Source organism: cf. Phormidesmis sp. LEGE 11477, assembly GCF_015207105.1.
GTDB lineage: Bacteria > Cyanobacteriota > Cyanobacteriia > Phormidesmidales > Phormidesmidaceae > Phormidesmis.
Genome location: NZ_JADEXO010000014.1, coordinates 28,419 through 52,744, shown reverse-complemented (window position 1 = coordinate 52,744; position 24,326 = coordinate 28,419). Strand labels below are relative to the sequence as shown.

The window sequence follows — 24,326 nt, the reverse complement described above, 5'->3', positions numbered from 1 at the left end:
GTTCAAAAGCCAACTGCTTTAGCTAGCTCTCTAAATTAGGCTCTCCAGACTAGACCCTCTAAACTAAGCTCTCTAAACTAGCCTTCTGAGACTAGCCTTCTGAGTTAGAGAGAGCGGTCAAAGCGCTGCTTCAGGCGAGTTGCTTTACCGATGCGATCGCGCAAGTAATACAGCTTCGCCCGACGCGCCTTACCTCGGCGAATCACCTTAATACTAGCAACTCTTGGAGCATGCAGCAAAAATACCCGCTCTACGCCAACGCCTTGAAAGATGCGACGAACGGTGATGGTTTCATTAATGCCGCCATTACGCATCGCAATGACGGTCCCTTCGTAGGGTTGGACGCGCTCTTTGCCGCCCTCAACAATTCGTACACCGACACGAATCGTATCCCCAACATAGATCTTGGGTAGATCGTCTTTAATTTGTTCCGCTTCAATTGAGCGAATTATTGCTTCAGCGTTCATCTCAGCCTTTGTAAAAGCGCACAGTCTTTAAGGATATAGCATAAACGCAGAAAGTTGAGACCTTTTTTGAAAGAGGCAGGCATAAGTTTTCTAGGTTTGCCTGCTGGCAATTCCCTGACTGCCTTTACCTATCTAGTCTAGAACTTATCTAGCGCGACCTGCCTGCGAAATGTCTCTTGCGTAATGTTTGCTTTTAGAGGGCTGTTGGGAGTTTGTTCCGTTTTCAACCCTCAGAACCGTTACGATATATCTGCGCCAATATGCCTTTTTAGTAGTCAATTCCATGAATTTTTTGACCAACCTATTGCCCAAGATATCTTTCCCGCCCGCGCTTCAAGGGATGTCGGGCAGACGCATCGAGCTGAAGTCAGAGATGGAAATTGAAAAGATGCGAGCGGCTTCTAAGATCGTGGCAACGGTGCTAAAGGAAATCAACGATCTCACTGCAGCGGGAATGACCACTGCCGATTTGGATGATTACGCTGAGAAGCGGATTCGTGAGATGGGGGCAACGCCTAGCTTCAAGGGTTATCACGGGTTTCCAGCCTCTATTTGCGCGAGTGTGAATAATGAAGTTGTTCATGGCATCCCTCGCAAGCGAAAGAAAATCAACAATGGCGATCTAGTCAAGATTGATACGGGTGCCTACTTTGATGGATTTCATGGCGACTCTTGTATCACGATTTCTGTAGGGAAGGTGAAGCCAGAGGCCCAGCGGCTCGCGGCGGCGGCTCAAGCAGCGCTATATGCCGGGATCGAACAGGTAAAGCCAGGTAATACGCTGCTAGACATTGCTGGGGCTATAGAAGATTCGGTGAAAGAGAACCGGTTTAGCGTCGTAGAAGAATTTACCGGGCATGGCGTGGGCCGCAATCTGCATGAGGAGCCAGCCGTGTTCAACTTTCGCACTAATCAGGCTCCGAATGTGACTTTGAAAGCAGGGATGACGCTGGCGATTGAGCCAATTTTGAATGCGGGCAGTCAGCACACGCGGACTTTGAGCGATCGCTGGACGGTGGTTACGCTAGATCGCACTTGGTCTGCACAGTGGGAGCATACGGTATTAGTGACTGAGAGCGGACATGAGATTTTGACTGACCGCGATCGGGTCTAGGTTTATCTTGAAACTCTAGAATTCCTGAGTTCGAAATCTAGCTTCAGTCGTTTGATATTGGACTATTCTCTTAGTTCTTCTAGGCTGACGCAGGCTTCAGCGTCGTAATCAATCTCGAATTCCAAGAGATAGGCTTTGGAATTACGGTTGGGTGGAAAGTCGTCATAGCTGATGACGGTAGCAATAATTTCGTCGTTAAGCGCGTCGTAACCGGTACTGCGGACCAGAAGGGGATTGCCTGCCACGTTGCCTTGCGAGTCGAAGCGGACACCGACTTCGGCATTGTGGGGGGTTTCTTCCAAACAGAGGCTGAGCGATCGCGCTTTCATCCCAGCTTGCTTTGGCGACTCAATCGGATAGTCGATCTCGGTAAGATCTGCGATCGCCCTTGGCGCGATGCTCTCTATCTTGCCAACGTTAGCCTGCCTTTGAATATCGGCCTGCCAGTCGATTCGATTTTGACTAGCGCTGGCATCGTCTGTATTTTCCTCACTGTATGTCAAAGAGGCAGCTAGATCGCTGATCTGATCGAGTAAAGACTCTAGCTGCTCATCTGATATTGGGTTTGTAAGTTTTGCTGCTAGATTCGCCGCAGAAAGTACAGTTTCTCCATCAGCGCCTGTGGTTGTCTGGCGACTAGCCGTCTGGCCATTATCTGACGGACTATTAGTAGCGGTGCTAGAAAGATTAGGAATGTTGTTGGTTGGAGGACGGCGGCGTCTAGTCTGATTAGTAGCGGGTGTTTGCTGGTCGGTGACGCTTGTTGAGGGGTCTTCAGTTTGCGAATCGTTGGTAGGTGATTCACTACTGCGATCAGTCGAGCTGTTATTGTCGCCGTCAGCAGGACGATTAGTTTGTGGACTAGCTGTTTGACTGGCCAAGGGACTGGTACGCCGAACCGCAGTCTGAGTCTGCGCGGGCATGCGTGCGGCAGTCGGCTTGGCAGCTTTCCGGCTCGCGATCGCTACCGAACTTGGGTTGGCAATAGGTAGCTGATCCGAGGCTGGTGTGCCCAACGGCCTTCTCAGCAAATTATCTGAGGTAGAATCCAACAGATCCGAGTCATCAGAAAAAGATAGATCTTCTACGACAGCTACTTCTGATTCCTCGCCCGTTGGTAAGAACAGCACTAGCGCGTGCAGACCAAGAGCCACCAGAAAAAGAGGGCGAATGAATTGAACGAGCTTCATAGGAAAATGTGCGATCTTCGTAGTACCAAGGATAGCGAAGATGCTTACCCTTTAAGAGCCTGTAGGTTCAATATTCTAGGCGTCCTCAGCTAGCTGGCAATTCCGTTAGCTAACGCCGCTTTTTGTAGCTGCATAAGCTGCGAGATACCTTTCTCGGCGTATTCGAGCATGGCGTTGAGCTGCGATCGCGTAAAGCTACCCGCTTCAGCCGTACCCTGCACTTCGATGAATTCTAGCTTCTCATTCATCACCACATTGAAGTCAATATCAGCGGCAAAATCTTCGGGATAGTTCAGATCTAGAAAAGGATCGCCTTCTAGTAGGCCGACCGAGATGGCCGCAATTTGATGACGCAAAGGAGAGGTTGTGAGTTCACCAGTTTTTATCAGGTGGGCGATCGCATCTTCCAGCGCCACATACGCGCCAGTAATAGCGGTTGTCCTAGTGCCACCATCCGCCTGCAATACATCCGCATCGATGGTAATTGTTCGCTCGCCTAGCGCCTCCATATCTAGCGCCGCTCGTAAACTGCGTCCGATCAACCGCTGAATTTCCTGGGTGCGCCCTGAGAGCTTCATAAACTCTCTAGACTTCCGGGTCTGGGTCGAACCCGGTAGCATCCGATACTCCGCTGTCAGCCATCCCTGCCCAGAGTCTTTGAGAAAGCGAGGGACTCCCGTTTCAATCGACGCCGTACATAGCACTCTGGTATCGCCGCAGTGAGCTAGTACCGATCCGGCTGAATAGTGGGTAAATTGGCGCTCGAATTTGAATGGGCGGAGCTGATCGGGCTGTCGTTGGTCAGGGCGTTGCCAGGGCATAAGGGATCGGGGGATTGGGAGTTAAGGGATGGGGAATTACTGAGCTAAGGAATAGAACGGCACTGAGAATTAGGGAATCTGTGTTGAATCATACGCCGAGACTGCCTCAGTTTCGATCGCCGCCGCTTTAGGGCTCAGTTTCGACATATAGCGTATTGTTTCTTGTAAAAGACATCCGCTACGCTATATTTGGTTGGTCGAAGCTACGTCGTCACGCTAAGCGCGCTTTGCTTTGCCACCTGTTATTTCGCTGCCATCGCTTCATGGGTTCCCTGCTTAGAGTACTGCCTAGCTCGCTAGATAACGGTCCAGCCACCATTTCGGCCATTGGTCATCCGCTACGACATCCACTGCTTAGCGCGATCGAAGGTAGCGTGCAGGTCTTTACCTCACAGCATCGCACCTTCTTTACCAACGTGATGGTGCAGGCGATGCGCGTAGCAGAGCAGGGGCTCCCTGTGCTGATTATGCAGTTTTTGAAAGGGGGAATCGGTCAGGGGCCTGAAAATCCTATGAGCATGGGCCAAAATCTCGACTGGGTGCGCTGTGGCAGTCTGACCTGTATAAAAGGACCAGAAGTCGACGATCAGACTAGAGCGGCGGTACAAGCACTGTGGGCACACGCGCAGCTTGCCGTGCGGGGTGGCGTATACGGATTGATCGTCCTGGATGAGCTGAGTCTAGCGATTGACTTCGGGCTGGTTCTAGAAAATGAAGTGCTGACCTTGATCAAAGATCGCCCCTCTCATGTAGAAGTTATTTTTACTGGCGCGCAAATGCCAGAGTCGCTCTTAGAGGTGGCCGATCAGGTCACCCAGTTCCGCCGTAACTACCTGGTATAAGTCGATGATCAAAAATGATGCCTGGATCAAGCAGGCCGCTAGCGAAGGCATGATTTCTCCTTTTGAAGCCTCACTGATTCGCCGCGCGCAGCTACCTAATGATGGGCATGAAACGCCTGTTATCAGCTACGGACTTTCTTCTTACGGCTACGACATTCGCCTTTCGCCTAACGAGTTTCGGATCTTTCGGCATGTTCCCGGTACCGTCATCGATCCAAAGAACTTCAACCCTGAGAATTTAGAACCCACACAGCTCAAAACAGACCAGAACGGCAGCTATTTCATCTTGCCAGCGCATTCTTATGGGCTAGGCGTTGCCTTAGAAAGACTACAGATGCCAAACAACATCACCACTATCTGTATTGGCAAAAGTACCTACGCTCGCTGTGGCATTATCGCCAACCTCACCCCTGCTGAAGCCGGCTGGCGTGGCTATCTCACCCTAGAATTTTCCAATTCCTCTAGCGCCGACTGTCGGATCTATGCCAACGAAGGCGTTGTCCAGCTCTTGTTTTTAGAAGGTGAACCCTGCCAGGTCAGCTACGATACCAGGCGAGGGAAGTATCAAGACCAGCCCGAAGCAGTCACGATTGCCCGCGTGTAGAAGGTTACCTATCAGGGCTCACGCCACGGCTCAGAACTAATGCATCACCATACCGCCGTCTACATTCATCACTTGACCAGTAATGTAGGCCGCAGCCGGATCGGATGCTAAGAATCGAATCAGACCTGCAACTTCTTCCGGCTGCCCGTAGCGGCCTAGAGGAATATATTTGAGAATTTCTTCGGTATTTTTTAGATCGCCTGTCATATCAGTGGCGATGAAGCCAGGCGCAACCGCGTTGGCAGTCACTCCCCGTGGTGCCAGTTCTTTGGCGATGGTTTTGGTAAAGCCGATAACGCCTGCTTTGGCAGCGCTGTAGTTCGCCTGTCCGGGGTTACCCATCAGTCCAGCAACAGAAGAGATATTGATAATTCGACCCGAGCGCTGCTTTAGCATGATCTTGCTGACAGCGCGGGTGCAAAGGAATACGCCTGTAAGATTAAGGTCGATGACAGCCTGCCAGTCGGCGGGCTTCATCCGTAGGAGTAAGGTATCGCGGGTGATGCCCGCGTTGTTGACTAGTACGTCAATGCGGCCAAACTTGTCCATTGTGGACTGGATTAGGGCATCGACTTCATCGGATTTAGAGACGTCGGCTTGGAGCGCGATCGCCTCTCCTCCAGATTCTGCAATCTGCGCTACTACCGCATCTGCCGCCTCGCTAGAACGGGCATAGTTCACCACAATCTTGCCGCCCTGCTCAGCTAGTGCTAAAGCCGCCGCTTTGCCAATTCCTCTAGATGAGCCAGTAATGATGGCGACCTTCCCGTCTAGCGCTCTAGCCATGATGGTTTTGCTTCCTTAAAATACGTGCGTTCAGCCCAATCACTGTAAGCCGCAGAGGGGAAGTGAATCAATTACTGCTTCGCCTACTTCCTCTGTTTCGGCTGGGTCAGTCTATTGCGTCTATCAATTTATTGCGTAGTCTTAAATTATTGCGGTGCAAAGGCGTCACCGTTTAAGTGGGCGTCTAGCATAGATAAGTTCTTTTTCTAGGTTTTATTAAAGTCTATGGCAGTCAAACAGGAATTCAAGAGTTTTGAGGATTTGGTAGGTAGCGCTGAGCAGCCGGTCTTGGTTGATTTCTATGCTGACTGGTGCGGTCCTTGCCAAATGATGGCGAAGATCTTGGTCGATGTTGGCGCGCAGATGAAGGGTGAGCTCAAAATTGCCAAAGTCGATACTGAGAAATATCCCCAAATCGCCTCCCAGCACAATATTCATGCACTGCCAACGATGGTTCTATTTAAAGGTGGTCAGCCCGTAGATCGCATTGAAGGGGTTCTAACCGCAGATCAGCTAATTAGCCGGGTCAGAGGCGTCCTCAACGGAGACGCTTAGTTGGGTCTGATCACTTAAAGCTGGGGGAGAGAAACTTCTTCCCCAGTGCTTTCCTTTCTCGCGCACTTCGATGAGTTACTTGTCTAAAACCGACAGCGACGATCGCGATCGCACTACCTGGCTACCGGCAGCCATTGCGCTGGGCAGCAACATAGGAGAGTCGCAAAAGACTCTATCGGCGGCGATTGAGGTGATTGATAGCGCCACGCATACCACCGTGGTAGCCAGGTCGCCCTTCTACAAAACCGCTGCCGTTGGTCCGCCTCAGCCCGACTATATCAATGCCTGTATCACTATCAAAACGGCGCTATCCCCACAGCAGCTGCTTCGCCACCTGCTCGCCATCGAGAAACAATTTGGCAGAGTGCGAAAAGAAAGATGGGGCCCTAGATCGTTAGATCTTGACCTGCTGCTGTACGACAGTCACATTATTGATATCCCCGGACTCACCATTCCTCACCCTCGGCTACACGAGAGGCGTTTCGTCCTAGTGCCACTCACAGACATCGCCCCCAAATGGCAGCATCCCATCTTTCAAACCACGATAGAAGCTTGCTTAGCGAAGCTCTCAAAGCAAGCGCTAGATCAGGCCACAGAGAAAATCGGCCCCGCCCCACCTACAAGTTACGAGTCAAGTTATGAGTCAAGTTACGAGTCGCAGACGGTATAGACCTAGTCACTAGAAGCACTAAACTAGCTATCAAACTTGGCTCCTCAAAACTACCCTCTCAAAACTGCCCCTTCAGAACCGCATCGCCATGCCCTTTGGACAAGAACCGCCTCAGCTGCTGAAGCACCGCCTGTTTTACGAAGGCAAAAAGTTCAACTTCGAGGTCTCTAGGTTTCGATTACCAAATAAGTCAGTCGGTGATTGGGAATGTATTCGGCATCCAGGTGGCTCAATGGCTGTTCCGATCACAAACGATAATCGATTTGTTTTAGTCCGTCAGTATCGCTTTGCCTTGCAAGCCCGCCTGCTAGAATTTCCAGCGGGCACTGTCGAAATCGATGAGCAGCCACTGGTAACGATTCAAAGAGAGATTCAAGAAGAAACTGGCTATAAAGCAGCCACGTGGAAAAGCCTGGGAAAGTTTCCCAACGCGCCTGGCTATTCTGACGAAATTATCTATGCCTACCTGGCAACTGACTTAGAGAAGCTGCCCGACGGTCCTCAGCTAGAAGAAGACGAAGACCTCGAAGTCTTACTAATGGATGCAGAGACTTTAGAAAAAGAGATTCTGTCTGGCACTCCTATAGATGCCAAGTCTATCGCCGCTTTCTATATGGCTAGGTCAGCGCTGTCTATCTAGAGCCTATCTAGACTGGACTGCGGCTCCGCTCAGACATTCGCCCAGTCCTCGAAATTTCTCAATCAAAGTTTCTCAATCCTACTTCTGATTCCAACCTACAGGCTGAGCGGAGCCGAAGCCAATCTCGCTTTCTGATTCCAACCCGTAGGCTGAGCGGAGTCGAAGCCAATCTCGCTATACTAAACCCCGATACTTTTTCATCAAGTGCAGGCTATGGCGGACGATTTGGTGCTGTTTTGGCATCGGCGGGATTTACGAGTTCGAGACAATTTAGGACTGGCGGCGGCGCGAAAACGTAGCTCGAAGGTCATTGGCCTCTTCTGCCTAGATCCTGGCATTTTAGAGGGTGATGACATCGCCCCAGCCCGCGTTACCTACATGATTGGCTCTCTAGCTGAATTGCAAGCCAGCTATAAATCCGCTGGCAGTGAGCTTCTCATCTTTAAAGGTCAGCCCGAAAAAGCCATCCCTAAACTGGCCAGCGCCTTAGAAGCTACGGCTGTCTACTGGAACCGCGATGTTGAGCCTTATGCTAGAGAAAGAGATACTAACGTCGCCAACGCTTTAAAAGATGAAGGCATCGAAAGATCGACGCAATACTGGGATCAGCTGCTTCATCCACCCGACGCGCTTAAAACTGGAGCAGGCGATCCCTACAAGGTTTATACGCCATTTTGGCGCAAGTGGATCGAACAAGAAAAGCAGCCACCGGCCCCAGCACTGACCGAAGTCACTGGCCTGAGCCCCCATCAGAAGTCACTGGCTAACAAAGCTGGAAATATTGACTTACCTACTGCCGAAGCGTTGGGATATGAGTGGGATAACCCGCTCTTATTAGAACCGGGAGAAGCCGCTGCGCTGGCTCAGTTGGAAGATTTTTGCGACGATCAACGGGCGATCGCGCAGTACGATCAGCAGCGTGACTATCCGGCTATTACAGGCACTTCTACGCTTAGCGCCGCGCTTAAGTTTGGCACGATCGGCATTCGCACCGTTTGGGAACACGCCAGCGATGCCTATAGCCGGGCGCGTAGCGAAGAAACCCGTAATAACATTCGCACCTGGCAGCAGGAGCTGGCCTGGAGAGAGTTTTACCAAAGCGTCATGTATACCTTTCCAGGTTTGGCCAAAGGCCCCTACCGCGAACCGCTGAAAGATTTTCCTTGGGACAATGACGAAGATCTTTTTCAAGCCTGGTGTGAGGGCAAAACTGGCTACCCGATTGTAGATGCTGCCATGCGACAGCTCAATGAAACTGGCTGGATGCACAACCGCTGCCGCATGATCGTCGCTAGCTTCTTGACCAAAGATTTAATCATCGACTGGCGCTGGGGCGAAAAGTACTTTATGCAGTGCCTGTTTGATGGCGATCTCTCTGCTAACAATGGCGGCTGGCAGTGGAGCGCTTCGAGTGGTATGGACCCCAAACCTCTACGGATCTTTAATCCAGCAAGCCAGGCTAAGAAGTACGATCCAGAGGCTGAATATATCCGTCAGTGGCTACCTGAGATTCGTCATCTGGATACGGGGGCGCTAGTCAGCGGCAAGATTGACCCAGAAGATTTGGAGGGTACGGGCTATCCTTCGAAGGTCGTCGATCATAAAGAACAGCAGGCTATTTTTAAAGAAAGGTACAAGGCCCAAAAGAATTAACCGAAGCCTGTTTTTTTCTTGGCTGATTTTTTCTTAGCTGATTTCTTCTTGGATGTCTTTTCACCGCTAGCGCTTTTTCCTACCTGCTTTAGCGCCACTTGAAACAGGTTATGTAGATGAATTGGTACGCTAGCGCTCTCTGGCAGCGTAGGAGCTAGGGGCTTGTCGTAGCGAGCGAGCATCTGCTCAAAGTCTGTCTGAATGTCCAGTTCGGGTGATTTTGTGAGTGCTTGGACTAACGGTTCAATCGTTTTCCCAAAGCGCTGCTGCATGTGCTGCCAGACATGGGCGTTGACCTGTTCGTCTTCTAAATATTTGAGCACGAGCGATCGCAGCTCTGCTGTGTTCTCTTCAGTGCGATCGCCCTCACTTATATTCACCAACGTCTCTAATCTGTGATAGTCCGGTAAAAACGACTGCCCCCAGCGAGGATGAGAAAACACCGTTACCGACTGAGCCTTGCGTAGATTGTCAGGCAGCTCTACTTTTGGCATCACCATTTTAATTGACTGTTTACTCGTCAATATTGCCTTTGCTGCCTTGTTGTCGTCGCCCACTGCCGCTAGCGCCTCGTCGATTTCTGCATCCGAAAGGTTTTGGGCTTTCGCCATCTCTAGAAAAGATTTGTCACTGTCTATGCCAGCATCAGCTAGCTGCTTTTCTGTAGATTCCTGTTGATAAGCCTGCAGTTTTTCATTCAGTTCCTCCCCTGGCAAGGTCACAGGCGTTGGCCCAAAAATATCGATAAAATCCTCGTACTGCTGCTTTACCGAATCCCACGCAGCTTCTTTGAGTTCAGGGGCATCGCCATAGAGCTGTTCTGGAAACCACTTTTTGAAGTTACCAATAGCGACCGCTAGCTTGGGCTTTCCTAATTTTCCTAGCAATGTGATTGGTCCCGAAAATGTCCATTCATCAGCGGTTAGTGGAACGAGTCTCGCCAATACGATCTCACCCACCTTGAGACGCTTCAGCATTTCAGCGGACTGCAGGCTGTTTGGATAGACACCGTAATTTTTCTCGGTCAGCCAGTTCATCAACTGGTATCGATTACCTACCTGGCCTAATTCTGCATCCACGGCTTTTACGTCTGTTACTTCAAACAGTCCGGTGAAGCTGTTTGTCCACTGACCTAGCCATGCTTGAACCTCGCTTGCCAGAGCCGAATCAGCCGCTATGAACTGCTGAATAACGAATTGACCTTTTACCTGGCCCTCGGTGATAAACATGTCGGTTGCTAGCTCTGTACGATCAAGACCTACTAGCTTTGGCGTCGCCCAGCGAGAGAGCTGTTTGGCTGAGAACTTTTCTAGCGAAACCGCGATCTCATCTTCCGCATCAAAAACAAAATTGACAACCTGTTCTTTGAGGGCAGGATAGCTTTGTAGCTTTTCTATCCAGTGCTGCGTTTGCTGCGTTTCTCTAGCTTCGGTGACTGAACGAGCGATAGATTGAGTTTCTTTCATTAGCAGGTATTAGCAAGTAGCAGAGCTATTAGGTGAAGGCACGACAGTATTCTAAAGCCGAAAAGGTCAACCAGACAGTTGCCCGGTTGACCCTCTCTAAACCTATTTGTATAGAAATAAAAGGGAAGCTCTCGCCTCACGCTTATATCCCGCTACTGGTATCTACTGGCTATACAGCGCCAATTACGCAGTGCGCTTTGTAACCGCGTAGTAGATGAACAAAGTGATGATAGCACCCAGTACAGCGACGATAACGCCGGGAATGGTCAAGCCTGCTGCCGCCCCAGGGACGAATATGTTAGCAATGAAGCCACCAACAACCGCACCAATGATACCTAGAACCATAGTTCCAAGAATGCCGAGTCCTTGGTGACCAGGGTAGATAGCGCGAGCGATCGCACCAGCCAATAAGCCTAAAACAACCCAAGCAAGAATGCCCATAATAAAAATCTCCAGTGATTAAATACAGGGGATTTACAGTGGTTTCCCCCTTGTGCTTCACACTGTAGCCTGCGTTACCCGTAGATCTCGCCCCTCATAAGGGAGACATTGGATCTATCTTTGAGATGATGTATTAGCATCAAGCTAAACTGATAGGGCTGAATTGGTGCTCGCAGATCGCCACTATCCAGACTCCGCTAGGACTCCGTCTATAGCGAAGCTTAGGGGGTGGTGTAAACGGGTGAGCTTTGCGAACAGTCTTGCGTATGATGTTGCTCAATCATGGCAACTTTTGATACAATAGTACTGCTGAGGTAACCAGTCATGTGGGCCAAAGCACTGAACCTTGAAAACGAAGTATTGGGTTCCCAAGCTAAATCGTGCTTGGGGTAAAACTTTGTGCGATATAGGTTGAACATATCAGTTTTGTACTTGTTCACCGTCTGCTGTGGGGCGCACAGTGGACGTTAATTAAAATGCTTGTCGAGACGGGCTGACGGGGGTACTTAAGCTTGCTTAGGTATCTAGTTAAGAGTCTTTGAAGCAAGAATCTCCGACTATACCCATAGGGTTAGGGGGAGAGCGTCAACGAGCCACTTCGGTGCTAACGGTGCTAGTGCCGGATCATTCCTGACAAAACCGCTGGCGTTTAATTTTTAACTTCGACTAAGGGAGGATCACCGCGACCCGGATTCAGAGTAAGGTAGTGGTGTTCAGTTAGTTTTAATATAAGGATTGGTGAACATGTCGGCTTCTTTTCTCCCTTCGATTCTAGTCCCTACGGTTGGTTTGGTCTTTCCTGCGATCGCAATGGCTGCCCTCTTCATATATATCGAACGCGGTCAAGCCACCACAGGCGGTGAGTCCGCGCCTTGGGGTCAGGTATCTGAAGATAGCCAAACAGATGTGGTCTAAGCTCAGCCCAAGCGGACGAAGCTATATGGCCTTCTAGGCTTTTCTGTACAGAAACAAAAAAAAGGAAGCCATCCGATCAGCTCGATCGGATGGCTTCTTTAATGCTTTTACGTGTTTAAGCGACTTGCCTAGACAGCAGCGCCAGTGCCCACGTAGGAACCGTAGAAGAAGATGCCAACAACACCTAGAACGCCGATGCCAGCGACCGTCGCTACGATCCAAAGAGGAATCTTACCGTTTTGAAACATGGAACCTAATCCTACTCACAACAAGGGAAATGTCTTTAGATACCTAATCTAATTAGATATCCTGCTTTTGAATTTCGCCACAACTTATTTAAAGAAGTAGTTAGTTAAAGAAGTAGCTAGAAAATAGCAAGCCGGTCACAAAGACAACGAGCAAACCCAAGAACAAAGACGTTCGGTTTAGCTCTACGGGCTGCTTATTCGGGTTAGTGGGTCTATCAGCCATGGAAATGTGTCTCCTTTAGGGGCTTAGCGTTGAATGAACTGCATTGCTGCGATCGCGCCTAGGAAAAATACTGAAGGCACAGCCAAAGCATGTACAGACAGCCAGCGCACAGTGAAAATTGGATAGGTAATCGGTTCGTTGGGGTTACCACTAGTCATGAGAAGTCTCCAGAAAAATCGTCTTGTAAAGAAATCGAGCGCCGCGAACTAGTCTTGATACTTCAACGTGCGATCGGGGTTGTAGCGATCGTCTACAATCGGTAGCTCCATTTGGTTACTAGGGTAGTACTCGTTAGGACGAGGAGTGCCAAATGCATCGTAGGCAAGGCCCGTCGAAACGAACAACCAGCCCGCAATGAACAGAGCCGGAATGGTGATGCTGTGAATAATCCAGTAGCGAACACTAGTGACAATGTCACCAAAAGGTCTTTCGCCGGTAACGCCAGCCATATCTCTTAGATCTCCTAACTAAATCTTCTTAGAAAAAACGTTTGGTCTGTATGAAAAATATTCGGTATGTAGACTCATCATACGAAACTCTCAGCCATACTCACAAGCAAGTATGAGAAAAATGTTCAAGAATCTCTTTTCTCCATCACTTCTCCATTTTTGCCTTTCTTCATTTTTGCTGAAGCCGCCTTTAGCTGAGACCCTCAACTAATTTTGAGCTCAGGGTGAGAACCCCGCGTCAGCGTTCCGCTCAAACTGGCAGCCCATCTCCAACATAGCGCAGTAAATAGCCCCGCTGACCCAAGACATAACCACGGTCAGGCCCTAAAAACTTGGCCCTGTAGAAGTTCGTTGGAACATTTTCGACTGCCTTATCTTTGGCCCAGGTCTCTCCCCCGTCTTTACTGACTAGCAAGTTGCCACTGCCGCCAGTTACCCATAGTTCTTCAGGCGTACGGTAGGCAGCATCCAACAGCCCCCAACTAGATGCGAATTCAGGGTTAATCGGCTCGCTCCAGTCCTCATACTCGACCTGCTCAGTCCCAAACTGAATCTGTCCGCCTCTGGCGATTAGCCACAGCAAACCGTCTTTTGTAAAGCCCATATTTTGCAGTCGTTTCGAGTTCTCTCGGTTATGGGGCTGCCAGGCTTCTTGTCCGGGTAGCCAAGTCGAGTAGAAATTACCTCTAGAAGATACCGCCACGTAGCGACCATCTGGGTTTCTGGTCATGTTTCTGACGACACCCACCGCCGACTGAACCAAGCCCTTCCACTGCTGACCGCCATCTTCAGTGACGTAGATAGCGCCAATATCTGTAGCGAGCTCAGCCGAATCCTTGCCGGTTGCGGTCACCAGCAGCGGCTGTCCTGGCAGCTTTGGATCGAGCGGAATATTAGACCAGGAAGTGCCACCATTTGTAGTGTGCAGCATGATATTGGGCTGCCCAACTAGCCAGCCTTCATCCCCTTCAAAGTCAATCGAGGTAAAAGTGTAATTCTGGTCACCTAGCTCTAGAATGCGAGTATCCCAGGTTTTGCCAGCGTCCGTTGATTCCAGCAGCGTTGTGCGACTACCGACTAACCATCCGTGCTCACCATCACCCGCAAAAGCCACATCAGAGATAGATGCCTCAGTTGGCAGCGCAATCACGTCCCAGGGGTTAGTCTCTGTCCCTGGTAAAAATATATTGCTACAGCTAGTTGTTAGCACCGCAACTAAAGCCAACATCACTCCCTTTCTAAGGGTTCCTTTCACAGCTGTAAAAGCGGTTATGAGAAAGGACATTAAAACCGTTTGCATAACAACTCCAGCAAAAAATCAATCCGAAAGAACATAGTCAAACATTAAATAGTCAAACGTTAAACAACTAACGCCGTATAACCGAATAGGTCAGTCGCCATTTGTAAAAGAAACAAACTCTAGCAGTGAACTACCAAACTCACCTATAAAGCTTGCACACGAGCTAGCCACTATCGCAGTCCATAAAGACTCAAGAAGAAGAGGACAGCTAGTCCTAGAGCGCCGAAGATCAGCACGTTTTTCTGTCCAGGTGTCAGCGTGTTTACACCAAACCCGTAGCTCAAGTTCTCTTTGAAACCAGAAGCAGAACCGGCTGGCCCGATATTGCTAAACTGCGACTTGCTAGAGCCACAGACACTGCATCGCCAATCCAGAGGTAGCTCTCTAAAGGGAACGCCGCGCGGTGTTTCACTGCGGCTATCCCCCTTAGTAGGTTCGTAGGTATAGCCACAAGAACGGCACTCAAACCGATCCATTTCCTCAGGAGTAGGTGGTTTTTCTTCTGCATCAGAACCGTCAGGCTTCACCAGCGGAATCATTTCCTCGATCGGGGACGATTCCGGATCGGGATTAGTAGTCGGCTCAGTAGTCATGAGATTAAAACACTTGCCTGGTATGGCGAACTGAAAATATGAAATATTTGTAAACTATTATTGCATAGAGTGGTTTTCTCTCAGCAAGGATGTGGTCTGAACGCTTTTGTTTCTGCCCACCTTTTTGTTTCTTTCTGCTTAAGCAGTAGTCTACTCATATAGATTTCTATCAACTTTCTGTTGCGATAGAAATCTTTGTCAGACTCAGAAAGTAGGCTACTGCTATAGGCTTAGCCCGCTACAATAAGAGAAATTTTGTCAACGGTTCAAGGCATACGCTGTGTTTGTTTTAAGTGGATACGAGTACTTTCTAGGCTTTTTGATCATCAGTAGCCTGGTACCGGTAGTGGCCTTGGGCGCATCTAAGCTATTGCGCCCTGCCAGCGCTGGACCCGCTAGCCGAACAACCTACGAGTCAGGCTGTGAGCCCATTGGCGGTGCCTGGATTCAGTTCAACATTCGCTACTACATGTTTGCGCTGGTTTTTGTGGTCTTCGATGTAGAGACAGTCTTTTTGTATCCTTGGGCAGTTGCTTTCCACACGTTAGGGCTTTTAGCATTTGTGGAGGCGTTGGTTTTTATCGCTATTTTGGTAGTTGGTCTAGTCTACGCATGGCGTAAAGGAGCTTTGGAGTGGTCATAGGTAAAGGTATGCGAGCAGATATGCAAAACCCGCTAGTAAATCCGGGCGAGCGGATCATGAATCCTGCGGCCAGAACAGGCGTTACGCAGGATCTCTCTGAAAATGTCATTTTGACGACGGTTGATGATCTATACAACTGGACTCGGCTTTCAAGCCTGTTTCCCTTGCTGTACGGTACGGCCTGCTGTTTTATTGAGTTTGCAGCGCTGCTAGGTTCTCGCTTTGACTTTGACCGCTTTGGTCTAGCGCCTCGGGCCAGCCCTCGTCAGGCCGATCTCATTATTGTAGCTGGTACTGTGACCATGAAGATGGCCCCTGCTCTAGTGCGGCTATACGAGCAGATGCCTAAACCTGCCTATGTGATGGCGATGGGCGCATGTACTATCACTGGCGGTATGTTCAGCTCGGATTCGCCGACCGCTTTGCGCGGCGTAGACAAAATCATTCCGGTTGATGTCTATATTCCTGGCTGTCCGCCTAGACCTGAGGCGATCTTTGATGCGGTGATCAAGCTGCGTAAGAAGATTGCGAACGAGTCTATGCAGGAGCGAGCAGAGTTTCAAGAGACGCATCGTTTTTATACGCGCGCTCACGAGATGAAAGTGGTTGCGCCTATATTAACTGGCGAATATTTGGCTTCTGGTACGAGGGATACGCCGCCGAAAGAGCTGATGGAAGCGATGGGTATGCCTGTCGAGCGCTCAGCATCGGAGGCAAAATTAGAAGGTGCAGACGTTGATAAGGAAAAGGCGTGAGGTAGATGGCTGATACAGAAAATAAAGAGGCGGCTACGCAGTCGGAAGAGTCTGATGATGCCGCAATTGTCGAGGCTGGAGAGGTCTCTACCTGGCTAAGTGAACAGGGGTTTGGCCATGAGGTCATGGAGCGCGACCATGCCGGGATCGAGGTTCTCAAAGTTGACCCGCAGTTCCTGCTGCCTTTTGCGACTGCGCTCTATGCCTATGGATTTAACTATCTGCGCTGTCAGAGCGCCTATGATTCTGGTCCGGGTCAAGATTTGGTCAGCGTCTACGACCTCACTAAGCTAAGCGACGATGCGGACGCGCCAGCTGAAGTTCGAATCAAGTGCTTTCTACCGAGGGATAATCCTCAGATTCCTTCGGTTTATTGGATATGGAAAGCAGCAGACTGGCAAGAACGAGAGTGCTATGACCTATTTGGGATTGTCTATGAAGGGCATCCTAATTTGAAGCGGCTGCTGATGCCAGAGGACTGGGAAGGCTGGCCTTTGCGTAAGGACTATATCTCTCCTGATTTCTATGAGCTCCAAGACGCCTATTAGAGCAGTCTGCTGAAGAAGCGAATGAAAATGAGATAAATGCTTGCTCATGAGGTCTTCTACGCTGTGTAGAAGGCCTTTTTTGGCGGGCTTTTGTCAGACTAGCGCGGAGAGTTATACGGTAAAGTGACTGAAGCCATAGCGTTTCTCGAACGTGTAGCGTTCGCCATGGCTTTCGACCTATAGGTTGGATATTGGTCAATCAGCCAATGCTATGGTCGGCTGGACTCAGATCGAGGGCTACTGTCTCGGTTATCTGAGACTTCGGCAGTGCATAGCAGCTGTTCATATCTTTTACCGGCGATCGCCCAGGTAAATCCTTCCTCAATCATCCTTCGACCATTCGCCGAGAGCGTTCGCCTTAGATCTATAGATTCAAACAGTCGCTGGATCGCCTCGGTAAATTCTTCAGCGGTGTTTGCTCGCAGGGCCCGTAAAGGAATCCGATCGCCATCGACCTCCAATCCTTCTAACCCGCGATCGCTAGCCACCACCGGAATTCCTGCTGCCATCGCCTCCAGCGTTTTGTTCTTGATGCCGTAACCCGTCCGCATCGGAATCACGCAGACCGCAGATTCGTGTAGATAAGGCGTCATTTCTGGCACTTTGCCAGTCACAGTTACATTGGGTAAGTTGCCTAGTGCCTGGACCGTTGGCGTTGGGCGAGCGCCAACTAGTGAAAGCGTGGTATCAGGATAGTGCGCTCTGATTAGGGGCAAGATCTTTTGGGCCAAGAAGGTAACTGCGTCGATATTAGGAAGATTATCCATCGCGCCGATGAATACTAGCTGCTGACCACCCGGATCTTGGACGCGATAGGGAAAGGCTTCTAAATCAACGCCGTTAGGAATGACTTGAATATTGTTTTTACCGCTAAGCGATTGAATCTGCGCTTGGTCTTCGGTGGTGGTTACCACCAGGTGAGAGAATTTTTGGCAGTAGTGGTGCTCGTAGCGTTTGAGTAGGGGAAGGTTGATGCGATCGCGCCAAGGCTTCTCAGCCATTCCCCCTGCTAGCTGATGGGCACAGGTGCCGTACACAGAGCTGTGAATATTCACTACCGCTACTGGAACTTTCCGCAAAATGTCATCCGGTACGTACGCTTCATTGACGCAGTGCTCGCAGGTAATCGCGTCAAACAAATCACTGGCGATCTGCTGATCTACCCAAATCTGCATATCCTCAGAATGAGTCGTACTCACGCTAGGTGGGACGCCGCTGACGGCAAAATCCGCCAGCCGCTGCGCTTTTTGCTGCATTTTTCTAAGAGAGGATGGACTCGAAGCATCCGCCGGGCGATTGAACACGGCTAGCTGATCTACCCACTCTGCCAAAGCCTCGATCTCATCAAACGTCACATCAGGCGATCGCAGCGTGCCCAAGCTAATATGGTGTCCCTGCTGCTTTAGATATTTCAGTAGATTGAATGTCCTGACCGAAGTCCCTCCTCTGGTCGGCGGATAGGGAAACGTCGCTGACAGCATTAAAATATTCATTCCACAGCCGGGATAGGAACAGTGACTTCAAAAGTTGGCTTTTGCCGGGCAGCATCAGGCAGTCTGGCTTCTTTTTGACCCAGATCGCGAGCCCGAGCGCAGTAGATATCGAGCGGCACGATGACGGCTTCAATCGCTGCTTCTTGACAGCAGATAAATCCAGCTAGCGCACTCGGCAAATCCTTTAGCAGCCATCGAAAGAAACTACGACTGCGCTCCCGGCTGGGCAGAGGTCTAGCTAAATCAACGCCATATAGCTCATGTAAGTAACGATTGGATTGACCGTATCGATACCACTGACGACCGAGTTCTTTGAGTGTCTGCCGATGCCGATGCTGAACCAGTGCTTTGGGCGCAGCCTGAATTTTCCAGCCCCCTTCTTTTTGAATCCGCCAGCAGATATCGGCATCGCCGCCTGTGGTCAAATACGGACGGAATAGGCCAACTTTGTGTAGCGATCGCACTCGCACGCCTAGATTAGCCGTTTGACCATACGGACAAAACGCATGGTTTAGCGTGTGATGCTGGCTCATAAACGCCTTGCGCTCAGCGTAGGTTTCTAACCAGTTATTGCCTGGCAGGGCCGAAATTTCGCCCGCAACTAACCCCACCTCAGAATCTTGAAAGGGCTGTACCAGCTCCGAGAGCCAGCAAGAGTGAGGGTAGCAGTCGGCATCCGTAAACGCCAAAATCTCGCCTGTCGCGGCGCGAATGCCAGCGTTGCGAGCAGCGTAGGCGCTTTGAATGTGGGTCTCGCTAAGGACTTTGAGTACTAGCCCTTTGGCAGCAAAGCGAGCGGTAGCGGTCGATAGGATTTGAGCGGTGCTATCACTACTGCCGTTATCTACTAGCAAAAACTCAACTCGATCGGCCAGATAGGTCTGGGAAAGCAGACAGTCCAACAATCCTGGCAAATCTTGCTCGCCATTGTAGATGGGCACAATGACTGAGACCTGTGGGCAATATGTAGAAGCATCCTCGCTATAGCCAGCGCTATATGGGGGAGTCATAAACCTACCGAAAGTATTCAACAAAAGGTCGATATCTTTACCAGTCTTCCCACCCTTATTCCTATATCTTGTGGCAAACGATTCTTTCTATTCAACGGGCAGTGAGTCAGCAGCAGATACTGAGCCAGCAGCAGATACTGAGTCAGCAGACAATGGGTTAGCAGCAGATACTGAGTCAGCAGGCGGTGAGCAAAAAGCTCCAGCCCATAATCCTAAAGTCAGCGTCTGCATTCCTACCTATAATCGCGCTGACATTTTGCCCTACGCCGTGGCTAGCGTGCTCGATCAAACCTATTCCGATTTCGAGCTCATTATCTGCGATGACGCTTCACAAGATCGCACTGCTGAAGTCATTAGTCAGTGGGCCGATCCGCGCATTCGCTACATTCGACATCCTCAAAATATTCAGCGAAGCCGCAATATGAGGTCTGGCTACGACGCTGCCAAAGGCCAGTATTTCATCAAGTTTGATGACGATGACGCGCTAACGTCCACCTTTCTAGAAGAAGCGGTGGCTGTGCTTGAGGCTGAGCCCACCGTCGATTTTGTTTGCTCAGATCATTGGATAATCAATGTTTTGAATCAGCGAGATCAGGCCGCAACGGTAGCGAATTCGATTAAATGGGGAAAAGATCGATTGGGCGGTATCGTCGATGATTTACTCTACGAAACGCTCGTGAAACAAAGCTTGCAGGTAGGGTCTTCGCTGTTTCGTAAGCGTAGTTTAGAGGCTATAGACTTTATGCGGTTTGAGGCGGATGGCTGTGAGGATTTTGATCTATTAGTGCGCTGTGCGATCGCCAATCAAACTGCCTACTTCTTACCCAAACGGCTGATGGAATACCGATTCCACGGCGGTCAAACCAGTCTTAATCAAGATATTCATTTCCTCAGCGCCAAGTCTTTTTGTCTAGCTAGCTATCAGTTTTGCGATCGCCCAGCGCTAGAACAGTTTCGCCTTAGCAGTCTGCAAAACCTCAAGCAAGTTTTAGCCCTGCGCCTGATCGAGAAAGGCGAAACAGAACGCGGTAGAACTCTGATCACTGAGCTCAAACAAGCAGGCACTCTTTCAAATCGAGCAAAGCTAGGCCAAGTGCTATCGTACTTACCAGCGTGGGCCAGGCAAATCGTCTTCACAGGCTTTCGTCAACTGCGTGCTAAAGACTACAGCGAGAAAGTTAGAAATGCCACCGCGACGACCGCCGCGTAATCTATCGCCGCGTAATCTATGGGCAGCACTTGGTCTGCTGCTGTGTCTAGGATTAGGCAGCACCTGGCTGTTGACTAGATTTTCTAGGCAGTGGGCGGCGGCTGTGCCAAATGAACCGCGAGTGATGGACCCCAAGACTGCACCCAAGATTGAAAACAACAAGATTGACACTGCCAGAACAACATCTGCTGACGCAATCAGAGCCTATGGTCATAGAACGCACGTTGTCGGAGAGGCGATCGCACACGTAGTCACTCAGCCTGTCAGCGCCGAGCTATCGATTGCAGTTGCTGAAGATCTTGCCACTGGTCTTGCCACCATAGAAGCCTTTGCCGAAGACTCTAGCGCCGACTACATCATCAACGGCGGATTCTTCGATCCGAACAACGGCAAAACCACCTCTCACCTAATTTCTCAAGGTCAGACCATCGGCGATCCTGCGGATAATGAACGCCTCGTTGATAACTTGGATCTAAGTCAGTATATGCCTCAGATTCTTAACCGTTCAGAATTTCGGGTCTATCGCTGCCGCAGCGCAGATGCTGACGTGGCAAATGCTACTACTTACGACATCACCTTTCACGACGCGCCGCCACCCGATGGCTGCCGGGTAAGCACCGCTATTGGTGCAGGTCCGCAGCTTCTACCGATCGATACCTCTGAGACTGAAGCGTTTATAGACTACGACAACGGCACGCTAATTCGAGATGCCATCGGTAGCCTACAGCCCAATGCTCGCAGCGCCATCGGCCTTTATCCAGACGGGGCGATCGCGCTAATCATGGTCGAAAAGAACGCTAGCTCTAGCGGCATGACGCTTCTAGAACTAGCAGACTTCGCCAAATCTCTAGGCATTACTAAGCTGTTAAATCTAGACGGCGGCAGTTCCTCAGCGCTATTCGTAGCAGGCCAAACCTACTTTGGCCTCGCAGATGCCGAAGACAACCCAGTTCGACGGCCAGTTAAGTCCGTCATCCTACTCACGCAGCCAGATCGTTGACAGAACTGACTTTAAGTTTCGCTAGCCAGATCCAGCTAATCAGAATGCTGCCAATCTTTGACGTCTACAGCCGATTCTCCGGCGACGACTAAGGCTGCTACATAAGTTTCGGGCACCGCTATCCTGTGTAGCTGCCAGCCTGCCGCGCACTCATCCGGCACATGGACGAATCGAGGTGAATCGAACGGGGCCGGATTTAGATCGACTTCTACAGTGGTCATCGACTGCGACAGTCCCAAACCAATCGCCTTTAGATAGGCTTCTTTGCAGGTCCAGTGCTGCAAAAAAGCAGAAGGCTGCTGTTCTATCGGCTGAGATTTTACTATCGCTTTTTCCCTTGCGACTAGGCACCGCTCTAACAGGCTGTCGAGACGCTGGATCGGCTTGACCTTTTCGATATCGATGCCTACAGTGCGATCGCCCCCTAGCGCACACAAAGCGATTTCTCCTGAGTGGGAAAGATTGAAGTGAAAGCTGTAACCACTTGGGTCAGCGCTGGTCTCGGGCTTGCCGTATTTGCTATAGCAGAATGCGATCGCCCCCGCCGCGCAGCCAAATCGCTTCCCCAGCAAATGCCGCAGCGTTCCTCTGGCAACTACAAACTTACGGCGATCTGCCTCGAACCGAAACCGATCCGCCCGCGCGCGCTCATCTGCAGACAAGCACTTTGCATACCGTGCGATCGCCTGGTCTGATATCAGCAGCGGCACTCGCCAAACCTGAACAGCCTCACCCATACAAGCGCGCAACTAGAATGCTAATTTTGTCCACAATAAGCTCACAATAAACTAAGATAATTTGTCATCCCCGTAAGATATAAGCACTAATCACTCGCAGGCTGCAGCTTTAGTTAGCAATGACAAACTCTTCGCAGCAACTAGGAATCATCAGCCGGCTTCGGCGGTGGTTCTTTGGCACGCCTGATAGATCCTTAGACCAAGCTTACGAGGCTGCTCTCAAGATTTGCCAGATCGAAGAAAATTACTTCAACGGCAAACCGATCACCCCAGAAAACGGCACCTACAGCGCTAGTTCCTATCGCATCTTGCAAAAAGACCGCCGCAAATATCTTTCCATTATTCGGCGGCGGATGGCTGAATTTCGAACCAGCAGCGACGCGCTGCAGCTATCTAGCATTGGCCGCCGCTCCATCTCACTGCCTGACGATCTGCCCCTCAATCAGATCAGCGGTCCTGCGGTTTTCTTCAAAAAGCTTCAGCTTGTCGACGAAGTCTTAGAGCGATACGGCCAGACTTCTCTGCTCTCGCTCAACCAGCTTCAAGCAACCGCCGCCAATTCTCTTTCCCCACGATCCGCCAATAGCCCTACTAATCAATCTTCTTCCAGCGAGCTTTCTGATAGGAAGCTAAAAAATAGCTCCAAAGATGACACTCAAAACGAAGCGCTCAGCCGCAGCAGTAGTGTCCTGCCTCGCTCTATTCTGCGTACGGTTGATCGCATCAAACAAGACCTCGATCCTGAAGCCGAAGTCGAGGTCGTTCGCAACTTTCGCAATTCCAAGACTCAAACCACAATTGCTATCACTTTCGTCTTGCAGTTGATCATCGTACCGCTGCTAGCCCAGTACTTAAGCAAAAACTTTTTGGTTGCCCCCCTGGTTGAATACACTCGTGACACGACTCAAGCAGAGGTCTTCCTCAACGTAGCCATGGAGGAAGAAGCCCTTCACGAACTGCAGCGGTACGAAGAACGCTTTCGATTCGAAGTCTTGATTGGCAAAGCCCCCAGCCTGACCGAACTAGAGATCGAAGAGCGGGTTAAACAGAAAGCTTTCCAGATCGAAGAAGACTATCGTCAACGCAGCGCCGACGCAGTAGAAAATGTATTTGCCGACGTGATTGCGGTTCTTAGCTTCTCCTTGCTCCTGACCAACTGCCGAGAGCAGGTTGCCACCCTTAAGGGCTTTATTGACGAAATCATCTACGGTCTTAGCGATAGTGCTAAAGCTTTTATCATCATTCTTTTTACTGATATCTTCGTCGGCTTCCATTCCCCACATGGGTGGGAGGTTCTACTAGAAGGCATGGCCGATCACTTAGGATTACCAGCTAACCGCAACTTTATCTTTCTGTTCATTGCTACCTTTCCAGTCATCCTCGATACCGTTTTTAAGTATTGGATTTTCCGATACCTCAACCGTATCTCTCCCTCTGCTGTTGCTACCTATAAAAATATGAATGAATAAAAAGAAGCCCTCCTGATACTCGCTATCTGAAGGGCTTTTTATTTGGATATTGGAATGGACTAGACCAGACGAGCTGCCCTGCAGATTTAAGGCAGATTCAAGCCAAACGAAGCCAAGCTAGGCGGATTGAGCCTTTGCAAGACTGTCTTCGTAATATCCTTATGGTTTAGGGGGTACGCCAGCATACATAGCTAATATTTTTGGCGATGATTTCTACAGTCAGCTCCTCTAGTCGCGAGCTATGTACCTGTCTTCTTACTCGCAGTTTGAATATACAAAATCAACAAAAATACCGTCGGAACAAAGACAAACAAAACGCTAGCAACAAAGCCTAGTTTGTTAGTTTCCATAAGACCCTACCTAATCCTAAATATTTACAGCCGACAAATATTTGCAGCCGACAGCCTCAGCATAGCACTCCACGCTCTGTCCGCTTGCCTTCTACATTACTAAAGAGATTGCCAAAGGACAGTTCTGCCAAGGT

At 50.1% G+C, this 24,326-nt stretch carries 30 protein-coding genes; 14 read left to right on the top strand and 16 right to left on the bottom strand.

The features are described from left to right. Nucleotides 1-104: 104 nt before the first annotated feature. Nucleotides 105-467 carry a 50S ribosomal protein L19 gene (rplS, locus tag IQ256_RS06865; protein ID WP_006456480.1) on the bottom strand — a complete coding sequence of 121 codons (363 nt, stop codon included), beginning with the start codon at nucleotides 465-467 and terminating at the stop codon, nucleotides 105-107. A 283-nt stretch (nucleotides 468-750) separates the two neighbouring features. On the opposite strand from rplS, the gene map reads away from it, so the two are divergent. Then, the gene (gene map / locus IQ256_RS06860) at nucleotides 751-1,581 is read left to right on the top strand and encodes a type I methionyl aminopeptidase (RefSeq protein WP_193854794.1); all 831 of its coding nucleotides are present in this window, start codon (nucleotides 751-753) and stop codon (nucleotides 1,579-1,581) included. A 62-nt stretch (nucleotides 1,582-1,643) separates the two neighbouring features. Here map and IQ256_RS06855 read toward each other — a convergent pair whose 3' ends face one another. Together IQ256_RS06855 and rph are read right to left on the bottom strand one after the other, a co-directional pair. Further along, complete coding sequence (locus IQ256_RS06855) at nucleotides 1,644-2,771, bottom strand: hypothetical protein (RefSeq protein WP_193854793.1); 1,128 nt, start codon at nucleotides 2,769-2,771, stop codon at nucleotides 1,644-1,646. A gap of 89 nt (nucleotides 2,772-2,860) precedes the next feature. Then, nucleotides 2,861-3,592 carry a ribonuclease PH gene (gene rph / locus IQ256_RS06850; RefSeq protein ID WP_193854792.1) on the bottom strand — a complete coding sequence of 244 codons (732 nt, stop codon included), beginning with the start codon at nucleotides 3,590-3,592 and terminating at the stop codon, nucleotides 2,861-2,863. Between the two features lie 263 nt (nucleotides 3,593-3,855). Here rph and IQ256_RS06845 point away from each other — a divergent pair, with 263 nt between their 5' ends. After that, nucleotides 3,856-4,434, top strand: coding sequence for a cob(I)yrinic acid a,c-diamide adenosyltransferase (locus tag IQ256_RS06845; RefSeq protein WP_228024640.1), 579 nt, complete (start codon nucleotides 3,856-3,858; stop codon nucleotides 4,432-4,434). A 4-nt stretch (nucleotides 4,435-4,438) separates the two neighbouring features. Continuing rightward, nucleotides 4,439-5,038: a dCTP deaminase gene (gene dcd / locus IQ256_RS06840; RefSeq protein WP_193854791.1), complete on the top strand. Its 600-nt coding sequence runs from the start codon at nucleotides 4,439-4,441 to the stop codon at nucleotides 5,036-5,038. A gap of 36 nt (nucleotides 5,039-5,074) precedes the next feature. Here the strand turns inward: dcd and fabG are convergent, their stop codons facing one another. Further along, a complete protein-coding gene (fabG, locus tag IQ256_RS06835; protein ID WP_193854790.1) occupies nucleotides 5,075-5,824 on the bottom strand; it encodes a 3-oxoacyl-[acyl-carrier-protein] reductase in 750 nt (249 codons plus the stop codon). 225 nt (nucleotides 5,825-6,049) lie between these two features. On the opposite strand from fabG, the gene trxA reads away from it, so the two are divergent. The 4 genes from trxA to IQ256_RS06815 all read left to right on the top strand — a co-directional run bounded on the left by trxA (nucleotide 6,050) and on the right by IQ256_RS06815 (nucleotide 9,342). Then, complete coding sequence (gene trxA, locus IQ256_RS06830; protein ID WP_193854789.1) at nucleotides 6,050-6,379, top strand: thioredoxin; 330 nt, start codon at nucleotides 6,050-6,052, stop codon at nucleotides 6,377-6,379. A gap of 70 nt (nucleotides 6,380-6,449) precedes the next feature. Next, nucleotides 6,450-7,049, top strand: coding sequence for a 2-amino-4-hydroxy-6-hydroxymethyldihydropteridine diphosphokinase (folK, locus tag IQ256_RS06825; protein ID WP_193854788.1), 600 nt, complete (start codon nucleotides 6,450-6,452; stop codon nucleotides 7,047-7,049). A gap of 88 nt (nucleotides 7,050-7,137) precedes the next feature. Beyond that, complete coding sequence (locus tag IQ256_RS06820; RefSeq protein ID WP_193854787.1) at nucleotides 7,138-7,689, top strand: NUDIX hydrolase; 552 nt, start codon at nucleotides 7,138-7,140, stop codon at nucleotides 7,687-7,689. Nucleotides 7,690-7,902: 213 nt separating this feature from the next. Then, nucleotides 7,903-9,342: an FAD-binding domain-containing protein gene (locus tag IQ256_RS06815; protein ID WP_193854786.1), complete on the top strand. Its 1,440-nt coding sequence runs from the start codon at nucleotides 7,903-7,905 to the stop codon at nucleotides 9,340-9,342. Here IQ256_RS06815 and IQ256_RS06810 read toward each other — a convergent pair. Beyond that, nucleotides 9,339-10,808, bottom strand: a complete 1,470-nt coding sequence (locus tag IQ256_RS06810) for a hypothetical protein (RefSeq protein WP_193854785.1) — start codon at nucleotides 10,806-10,808, stop codon at nucleotides 9,339-9,341. The genes IQ256_RS06815 and IQ256_RS06810 overlap by 4 nt on opposite strands. Before the next feature lie 183 nt (nucleotides 10,809-10,991). Continuing rightward, nucleotides 10,992-11,249 (bottom strand): GlsB/YeaQ/YmgE family stress response membrane protein, encoded by a 258-nt coding sequence (locus tag IQ256_RS06805; protein WP_193854784.1) that lies wholly within the window; start codon nucleotides 11,247-11,249, stop codon nucleotides 10,992-10,994. A 744-nt stretch (nucleotides 11,250-11,993) separates the two neighbouring features. On the opposite strand from IQ256_RS06805, the gene psaI reads away from it, so the two are divergent. Next, nucleotides 11,994-12,164, top strand: a complete 171-nt coding sequence (psaI, locus tag IQ256_RS06800; RefSeq protein WP_193854783.1) for a photosystem I reaction center subunit VIII — start codon at nucleotides 11,994-11,996, stop codon at nucleotides 12,162-12,164. Between the two features lie 128 nt (nucleotides 12,165-12,292). Here the strand turns inward: psaI and IQ256_RS06795 are convergent, their stop codons facing one another. From IQ256_RS06795 to IQ256_RS06770, 6 genes are all read right to left on the bottom strand, one after another. Next, nucleotides 12,293-12,412 carry a photosystem II reaction center protein J gene (locus IQ256_RS06795; RefSeq protein WP_193854782.1) on the bottom strand — a complete coding sequence of 40 codons (120 nt, stop codon included), beginning with the start codon at nucleotides 12,410-12,412 and terminating at the stop codon, nucleotides 12,293-12,295. A 100-nt stretch (nucleotides 12,413-12,512) separates the two neighbouring features. Beyond that, on the bottom strand, nucleotides 12,513-12,635 hold the full coding sequence (locus tag IQ256_RS06790; protein ID WP_193854781.1) for a photosystem II reaction center protein L: 123 nt from the start codon (nucleotides 12,633-12,635) through the stop codon (nucleotides 12,513-12,515). Between the two features lie 23 nt (nucleotides 12,636-12,658). Continuing rightward, nucleotides 12,659-12,793: a cytochrome b559 subunit beta gene (gene psbF / locus IQ256_RS06785; RefSeq protein ID WP_193854780.1), complete on the bottom strand. Its 135-nt coding sequence runs from the start codon at nucleotides 12,791-12,793 to the stop codon at nucleotides 12,659-12,661. A gap of 48 nt (nucleotides 12,794-12,841) precedes the next feature. Further along, a complete protein-coding gene (psbE, locus tag IQ256_RS06780; protein WP_006455529.1) occupies nucleotides 12,842-13,084 on the bottom strand; it encodes a cytochrome b559 subunit alpha in 243 nt (80 codons plus the stop codon). 250 nt (nucleotides 13,085-13,334) lie between these two features. Beyond that, nucleotides 13,335-14,369 carry a photosynthesis system II assembly factor Ycf48 gene (locus tag IQ256_RS06775; protein WP_193854779.1) on the bottom strand — a complete coding sequence of 345 codons (1,035 nt, stop codon included), beginning with the start codon at nucleotides 14,367-14,369 and terminating at the stop codon, nucleotides 13,335-13,337. Between the two features lie 185 nt (nucleotides 14,370-14,554). Beyond that, complete coding sequence (locus IQ256_RS06770; RefSeq protein WP_370623360.1) at nucleotides 14,555-14,977, bottom strand: rubredoxin; 423 nt, start codon at nucleotides 14,975-14,977, stop codon at nucleotides 14,555-14,557. Nucleotides 14,978-15,257: 280 nt separating this feature from the next. On the opposite strand from IQ256_RS06770, the gene ndhC reads away from it, so the two are divergent. From ndhC to IQ256_RS06755, 3 genes are read left to right on the top strand one after another with little or no spacing between them, the layout of a single operon-like run. Further along, nucleotides 15,258-15,620, top strand: coding sequence for a photosynthetic/respiratory NAD(P)H-quinone oxidoreductase subunit C (ndhC, locus tag IQ256_RS06765; protein ID WP_193854778.1), 363 nt, complete (start codon nucleotides 15,258-15,260; stop codon nucleotides 15,618-15,620). Between the two features lie 8 nt (nucleotides 15,621-15,628). Further along, the gene (gene nuoB, locus IQ256_RS06760) at nucleotides 15,629-16,375 is read left to right on the top strand and encodes an NADH-quinone oxidoreductase subunit NuoB (RefSeq protein WP_370623362.1); all 747 of its coding nucleotides are present in this window, start codon (nucleotides 15,629-15,631) and stop codon (nucleotides 16,373-16,375) included. A 5-nt stretch (nucleotides 16,376-16,380) separates the two neighbouring features. Then, nucleotides 16,381-16,923, top strand: coding sequence for an NAD(P)H-quinone oxidoreductase subunit J (locus IQ256_RS06755; RefSeq protein WP_193854777.1), 543 nt, complete (start codon nucleotides 16,381-16,383; stop codon nucleotides 16,921-16,923). A 209-nt stretch (nucleotides 16,924-17,132) separates the two neighbouring features. Here IQ256_RS06755 and IQ256_RS06750 read toward each other — a convergent pair whose 3' ends face one another. Further along, nucleotides 17,133-18,404, bottom strand: coding sequence for a glycosyltransferase (locus IQ256_RS06750; RefSeq protein WP_228024639.1), 1,272 nt, complete (start codon nucleotides 18,402-18,404; stop codon nucleotides 17,133-17,135). Nucleotides 18,405-18,412: 8 nt separating this feature from the next. Then, the gene (locus tag IQ256_RS06745; protein WP_193854775.1) at nucleotides 18,413-19,426 is read right to left on the bottom strand and encodes a glycosyltransferase family 2 protein; all 1,014 of its coding nucleotides are present in this window, start codon (nucleotides 19,424-19,426) and stop codon (nucleotides 18,413-18,415) included. A 70-nt stretch (nucleotides 19,427-19,496) separates the two neighbouring features. On the opposite strand from IQ256_RS06745, the gene IQ256_RS06740 reads away from it, so the two are divergent. After that, nucleotides 19,497-20,636 (top strand): glycosyltransferase family 2 protein, encoded by a 1,140-nt coding sequence (locus IQ256_RS06740; RefSeq protein ID WP_193854774.1) that lies wholly within the window; start codon nucleotides 19,497-19,499, stop codon nucleotides 20,634-20,636. Beyond that, nucleotides 20,611-21,636 carry a phosphodiester glycosidase family protein gene (locus IQ256_RS06735; protein WP_228024638.1) on the top strand — a complete coding sequence of 342 codons (1,026 nt, stop codon included), beginning with the start codon at nucleotides 20,611-20,613 and terminating at the stop codon, nucleotides 21,634-21,636. Before IQ256_RS06740 ends, IQ256_RS06735 begins: the two co-directional genes overlap by 26 nt. Nucleotides 21,637-21,671: 35 nt before the next feature. Here the strand turns inward: IQ256_RS06735 and IQ256_RS06730 are convergent, their stop codons facing one another. Further along, nucleotides 21,672-22,373, bottom strand: coding sequence for a 4'-phosphopantetheinyl transferase superfamily protein (locus IQ256_RS06730; RefSeq protein WP_193854773.1), 702 nt, complete (start codon nucleotides 22,371-22,373; stop codon nucleotides 21,672-21,674). Nucleotides 22,374-22,492: 119 nt separating this feature from the next. Between IQ256_RS06730 and IQ256_RS06725 the strand changes: the two genes are divergently transcribed. After that, nucleotides 22,493-23,842, top strand: coding sequence for a proton extrusion protein PcxA (locus IQ256_RS06725; protein ID WP_193854772.1), 1,350 nt, complete (start codon nucleotides 22,493-22,495; stop codon nucleotides 23,840-23,842). Between the two features lie 239 nt (nucleotides 23,843-24,081). Here IQ256_RS06725 and psbM read toward each other — a convergent pair whose 3' ends face one another. Further along, entirely contained in the window at nucleotides 24,082-24,192 is a 111-nt protein-coding gene (psbM, locus tag IQ256_RS06720) for a photosystem II reaction center protein PsbM (protein ID WP_038016085.1), read from the bottom strand. Between the last annotated feature and the right edge of the window lie 134 nt (nucleotides 24,193-24,326).

Coding starts and splice junctions, on each gene's coding strand:
- rplS (WP_006456480.1), bottom strand. CDS start 467: ATGAACGCTGAAGCAATAATTCGCTCAATTGAAGCGGAACAAATTAAA.
- map (WP_193854794.1), top strand. CDS start 751: ATGAATTTTTTGACCAACCTATTGCCCAAGATATCTTTCCCGCCCGCG.
- IQ256_RS06855 (WP_193854793.1), bottom strand. CDS start 2,771: ATGAAGCTCGTTCAATTCATTCGCCCTCTTTTTCTGGTGGCTCTTGGT.
- rph (WP_193854792.1), bottom strand. CDS start 3,592: ATGCCCTGGCAACGCCCTGACCAACGACAGCCCGATCAGCTCCGCCCA.
- IQ256_RS06845 (WP_228024640.1), top strand. CDS start 3,856: ATGGGTTCCCTGCTTAGAGTACTGCCTAGCTCGCTAGATAACGGTCCA.
- dcd (WP_193854791.1), top strand. CDS start 4,439: ATGATCAAAAATGATGCCTGGATCAAGCAGGCCGCTAGCGAAGGCATG.
- fabG (WP_193854790.1), bottom strand. CDS start 5,824: ATGGCTAGAGCGCTAGACGGGAAGGTCGCCATCATTACTGGCTCATCT.
- trxA (WP_193854789.1), top strand. CDS start 6,050: ATGGCAGTCAAACAGGAATTCAAGAGTTTTGAGGATTTGGTAGGTAGC.
- folK (WP_193854788.1), top strand. CDS start 6,450: ATGAGTTACTTGTCTAAAACCGACAGCGACGATCGCGATCGCACTACC.
- IQ256_RS06820 (WP_193854787.1), top strand. CDS start 7,138: ATGCCCTTTGGACAAGAACCGCCTCAGCTGCTGAAGCACCGCCTGTTT.
- IQ256_RS06815 (WP_193854786.1), top strand. CDS start 7,903: ATGGCGGACGATTTGGTGCTGTTTTGGCATCGGCGGGATTTACGAGTT.
- IQ256_RS06810 (WP_193854785.1), bottom strand. CDS start 10,808: ATGAAAGAAACTCAATCTATCGCTCGTTCAGTCACCGAAGCTAGAGAA.
- IQ256_RS06805 (WP_193854784.1), bottom strand. CDS start 11,249: ATGGGCATTCTTGCTTGGGTTGTTTTAGGCTTATTGGCTGGTGCGATC.
- psaI (WP_193854783.1), top strand. CDS start 11,994: ATGTCGGCTTCTTTTCTCCCTTCGATTCTAGTCCCTACGGTTGGTTTG.
- IQ256_RS06795 (WP_193854782.1), bottom strand. CDS start 12,412: ATGTTTCAAAACGGTAAGATTCCTCTTTGGATCGTAGCGACGGTCGCT.
- IQ256_RS06790 (WP_193854781.1), bottom strand. CDS start 12,635: ATGGCTGATAGACCCACTAACCCGAATAAGCAGCCCGTAGAGCTAAAC.
- psbF (WP_193854780.1), bottom strand. CDS start 12,793: ATGACTAGTGGTAACCCCAACGAACCGATTACCTATCCAATTTTCACT.
- psbE (WP_006455529.1), bottom strand. CDS start 13,084: ATGGCTGGCGTTACCGGCGAAAGACCTTTTGGTGACATTGTCACTAGT.
- IQ256_RS06775 (WP_193854779.1), bottom strand. CDS start 14,369: ATGTCCTTTCTCATAACCGCTTTTACAGCTGTGAAAGGAACCCTTAGA.
- IQ256_RS06770 (WP_370623360.1), bottom strand. CDS start 14,977: ATGACTACTGAGCCGACTACTAATCCCGATCCGGAATCGTCCCCGATC.
- nuoB (WP_370623362.1), top strand. CDS start 15,629: ATGCGAGCAGATATGCAAAACCCGCTAGTAAATCCGGGCGAGCGGATC.
- IQ256_RS06755 (WP_193854777.1), top strand. CDS start 16,381: ATGGCTGATACAGAAAATAAAGAGGCGGCTACGCAGTCGGAAGAGTCT.
- IQ256_RS06750 (WP_228024639.1), bottom strand. CDS start 18,404: ATGCTGTCAGCGACGTTTCCCTATCCGCCGACCAGAGGAGGGACTTCG.
- IQ256_RS06745 (WP_193854775.1), bottom strand. CDS start 19,426: ATGACTCCCCCATATAGCGCTGGCTATAGCGAGGATGCTTCTACATAT.
- IQ256_RS06735 (WP_228024638.1), top strand. CDS start 20,611: ATGCCACCGCGACGACCGCCGCGTAATCTATCGCCGCGTAATCTATGG.
- IQ256_RS06730 (WP_193854773.1), bottom strand. CDS start 22,373: ATGGGTGAGGCTGTTCAGGTTTGGCGAGTGCCGCTGCTGATATCAGAC.
- IQ256_RS06725 (WP_193854772.1), top strand. CDS start 22,493: ATGACAAACTCTTCGCAGCAACTAGGAATCATCAGCCGGCTTCGGCGG.
- psbM (WP_038016085.1), bottom strand. CDS start 24,192: ATGGAAACTAACAAACTAGGCTTTGTTGCTAGCGTTTTGTTTGTCTTT.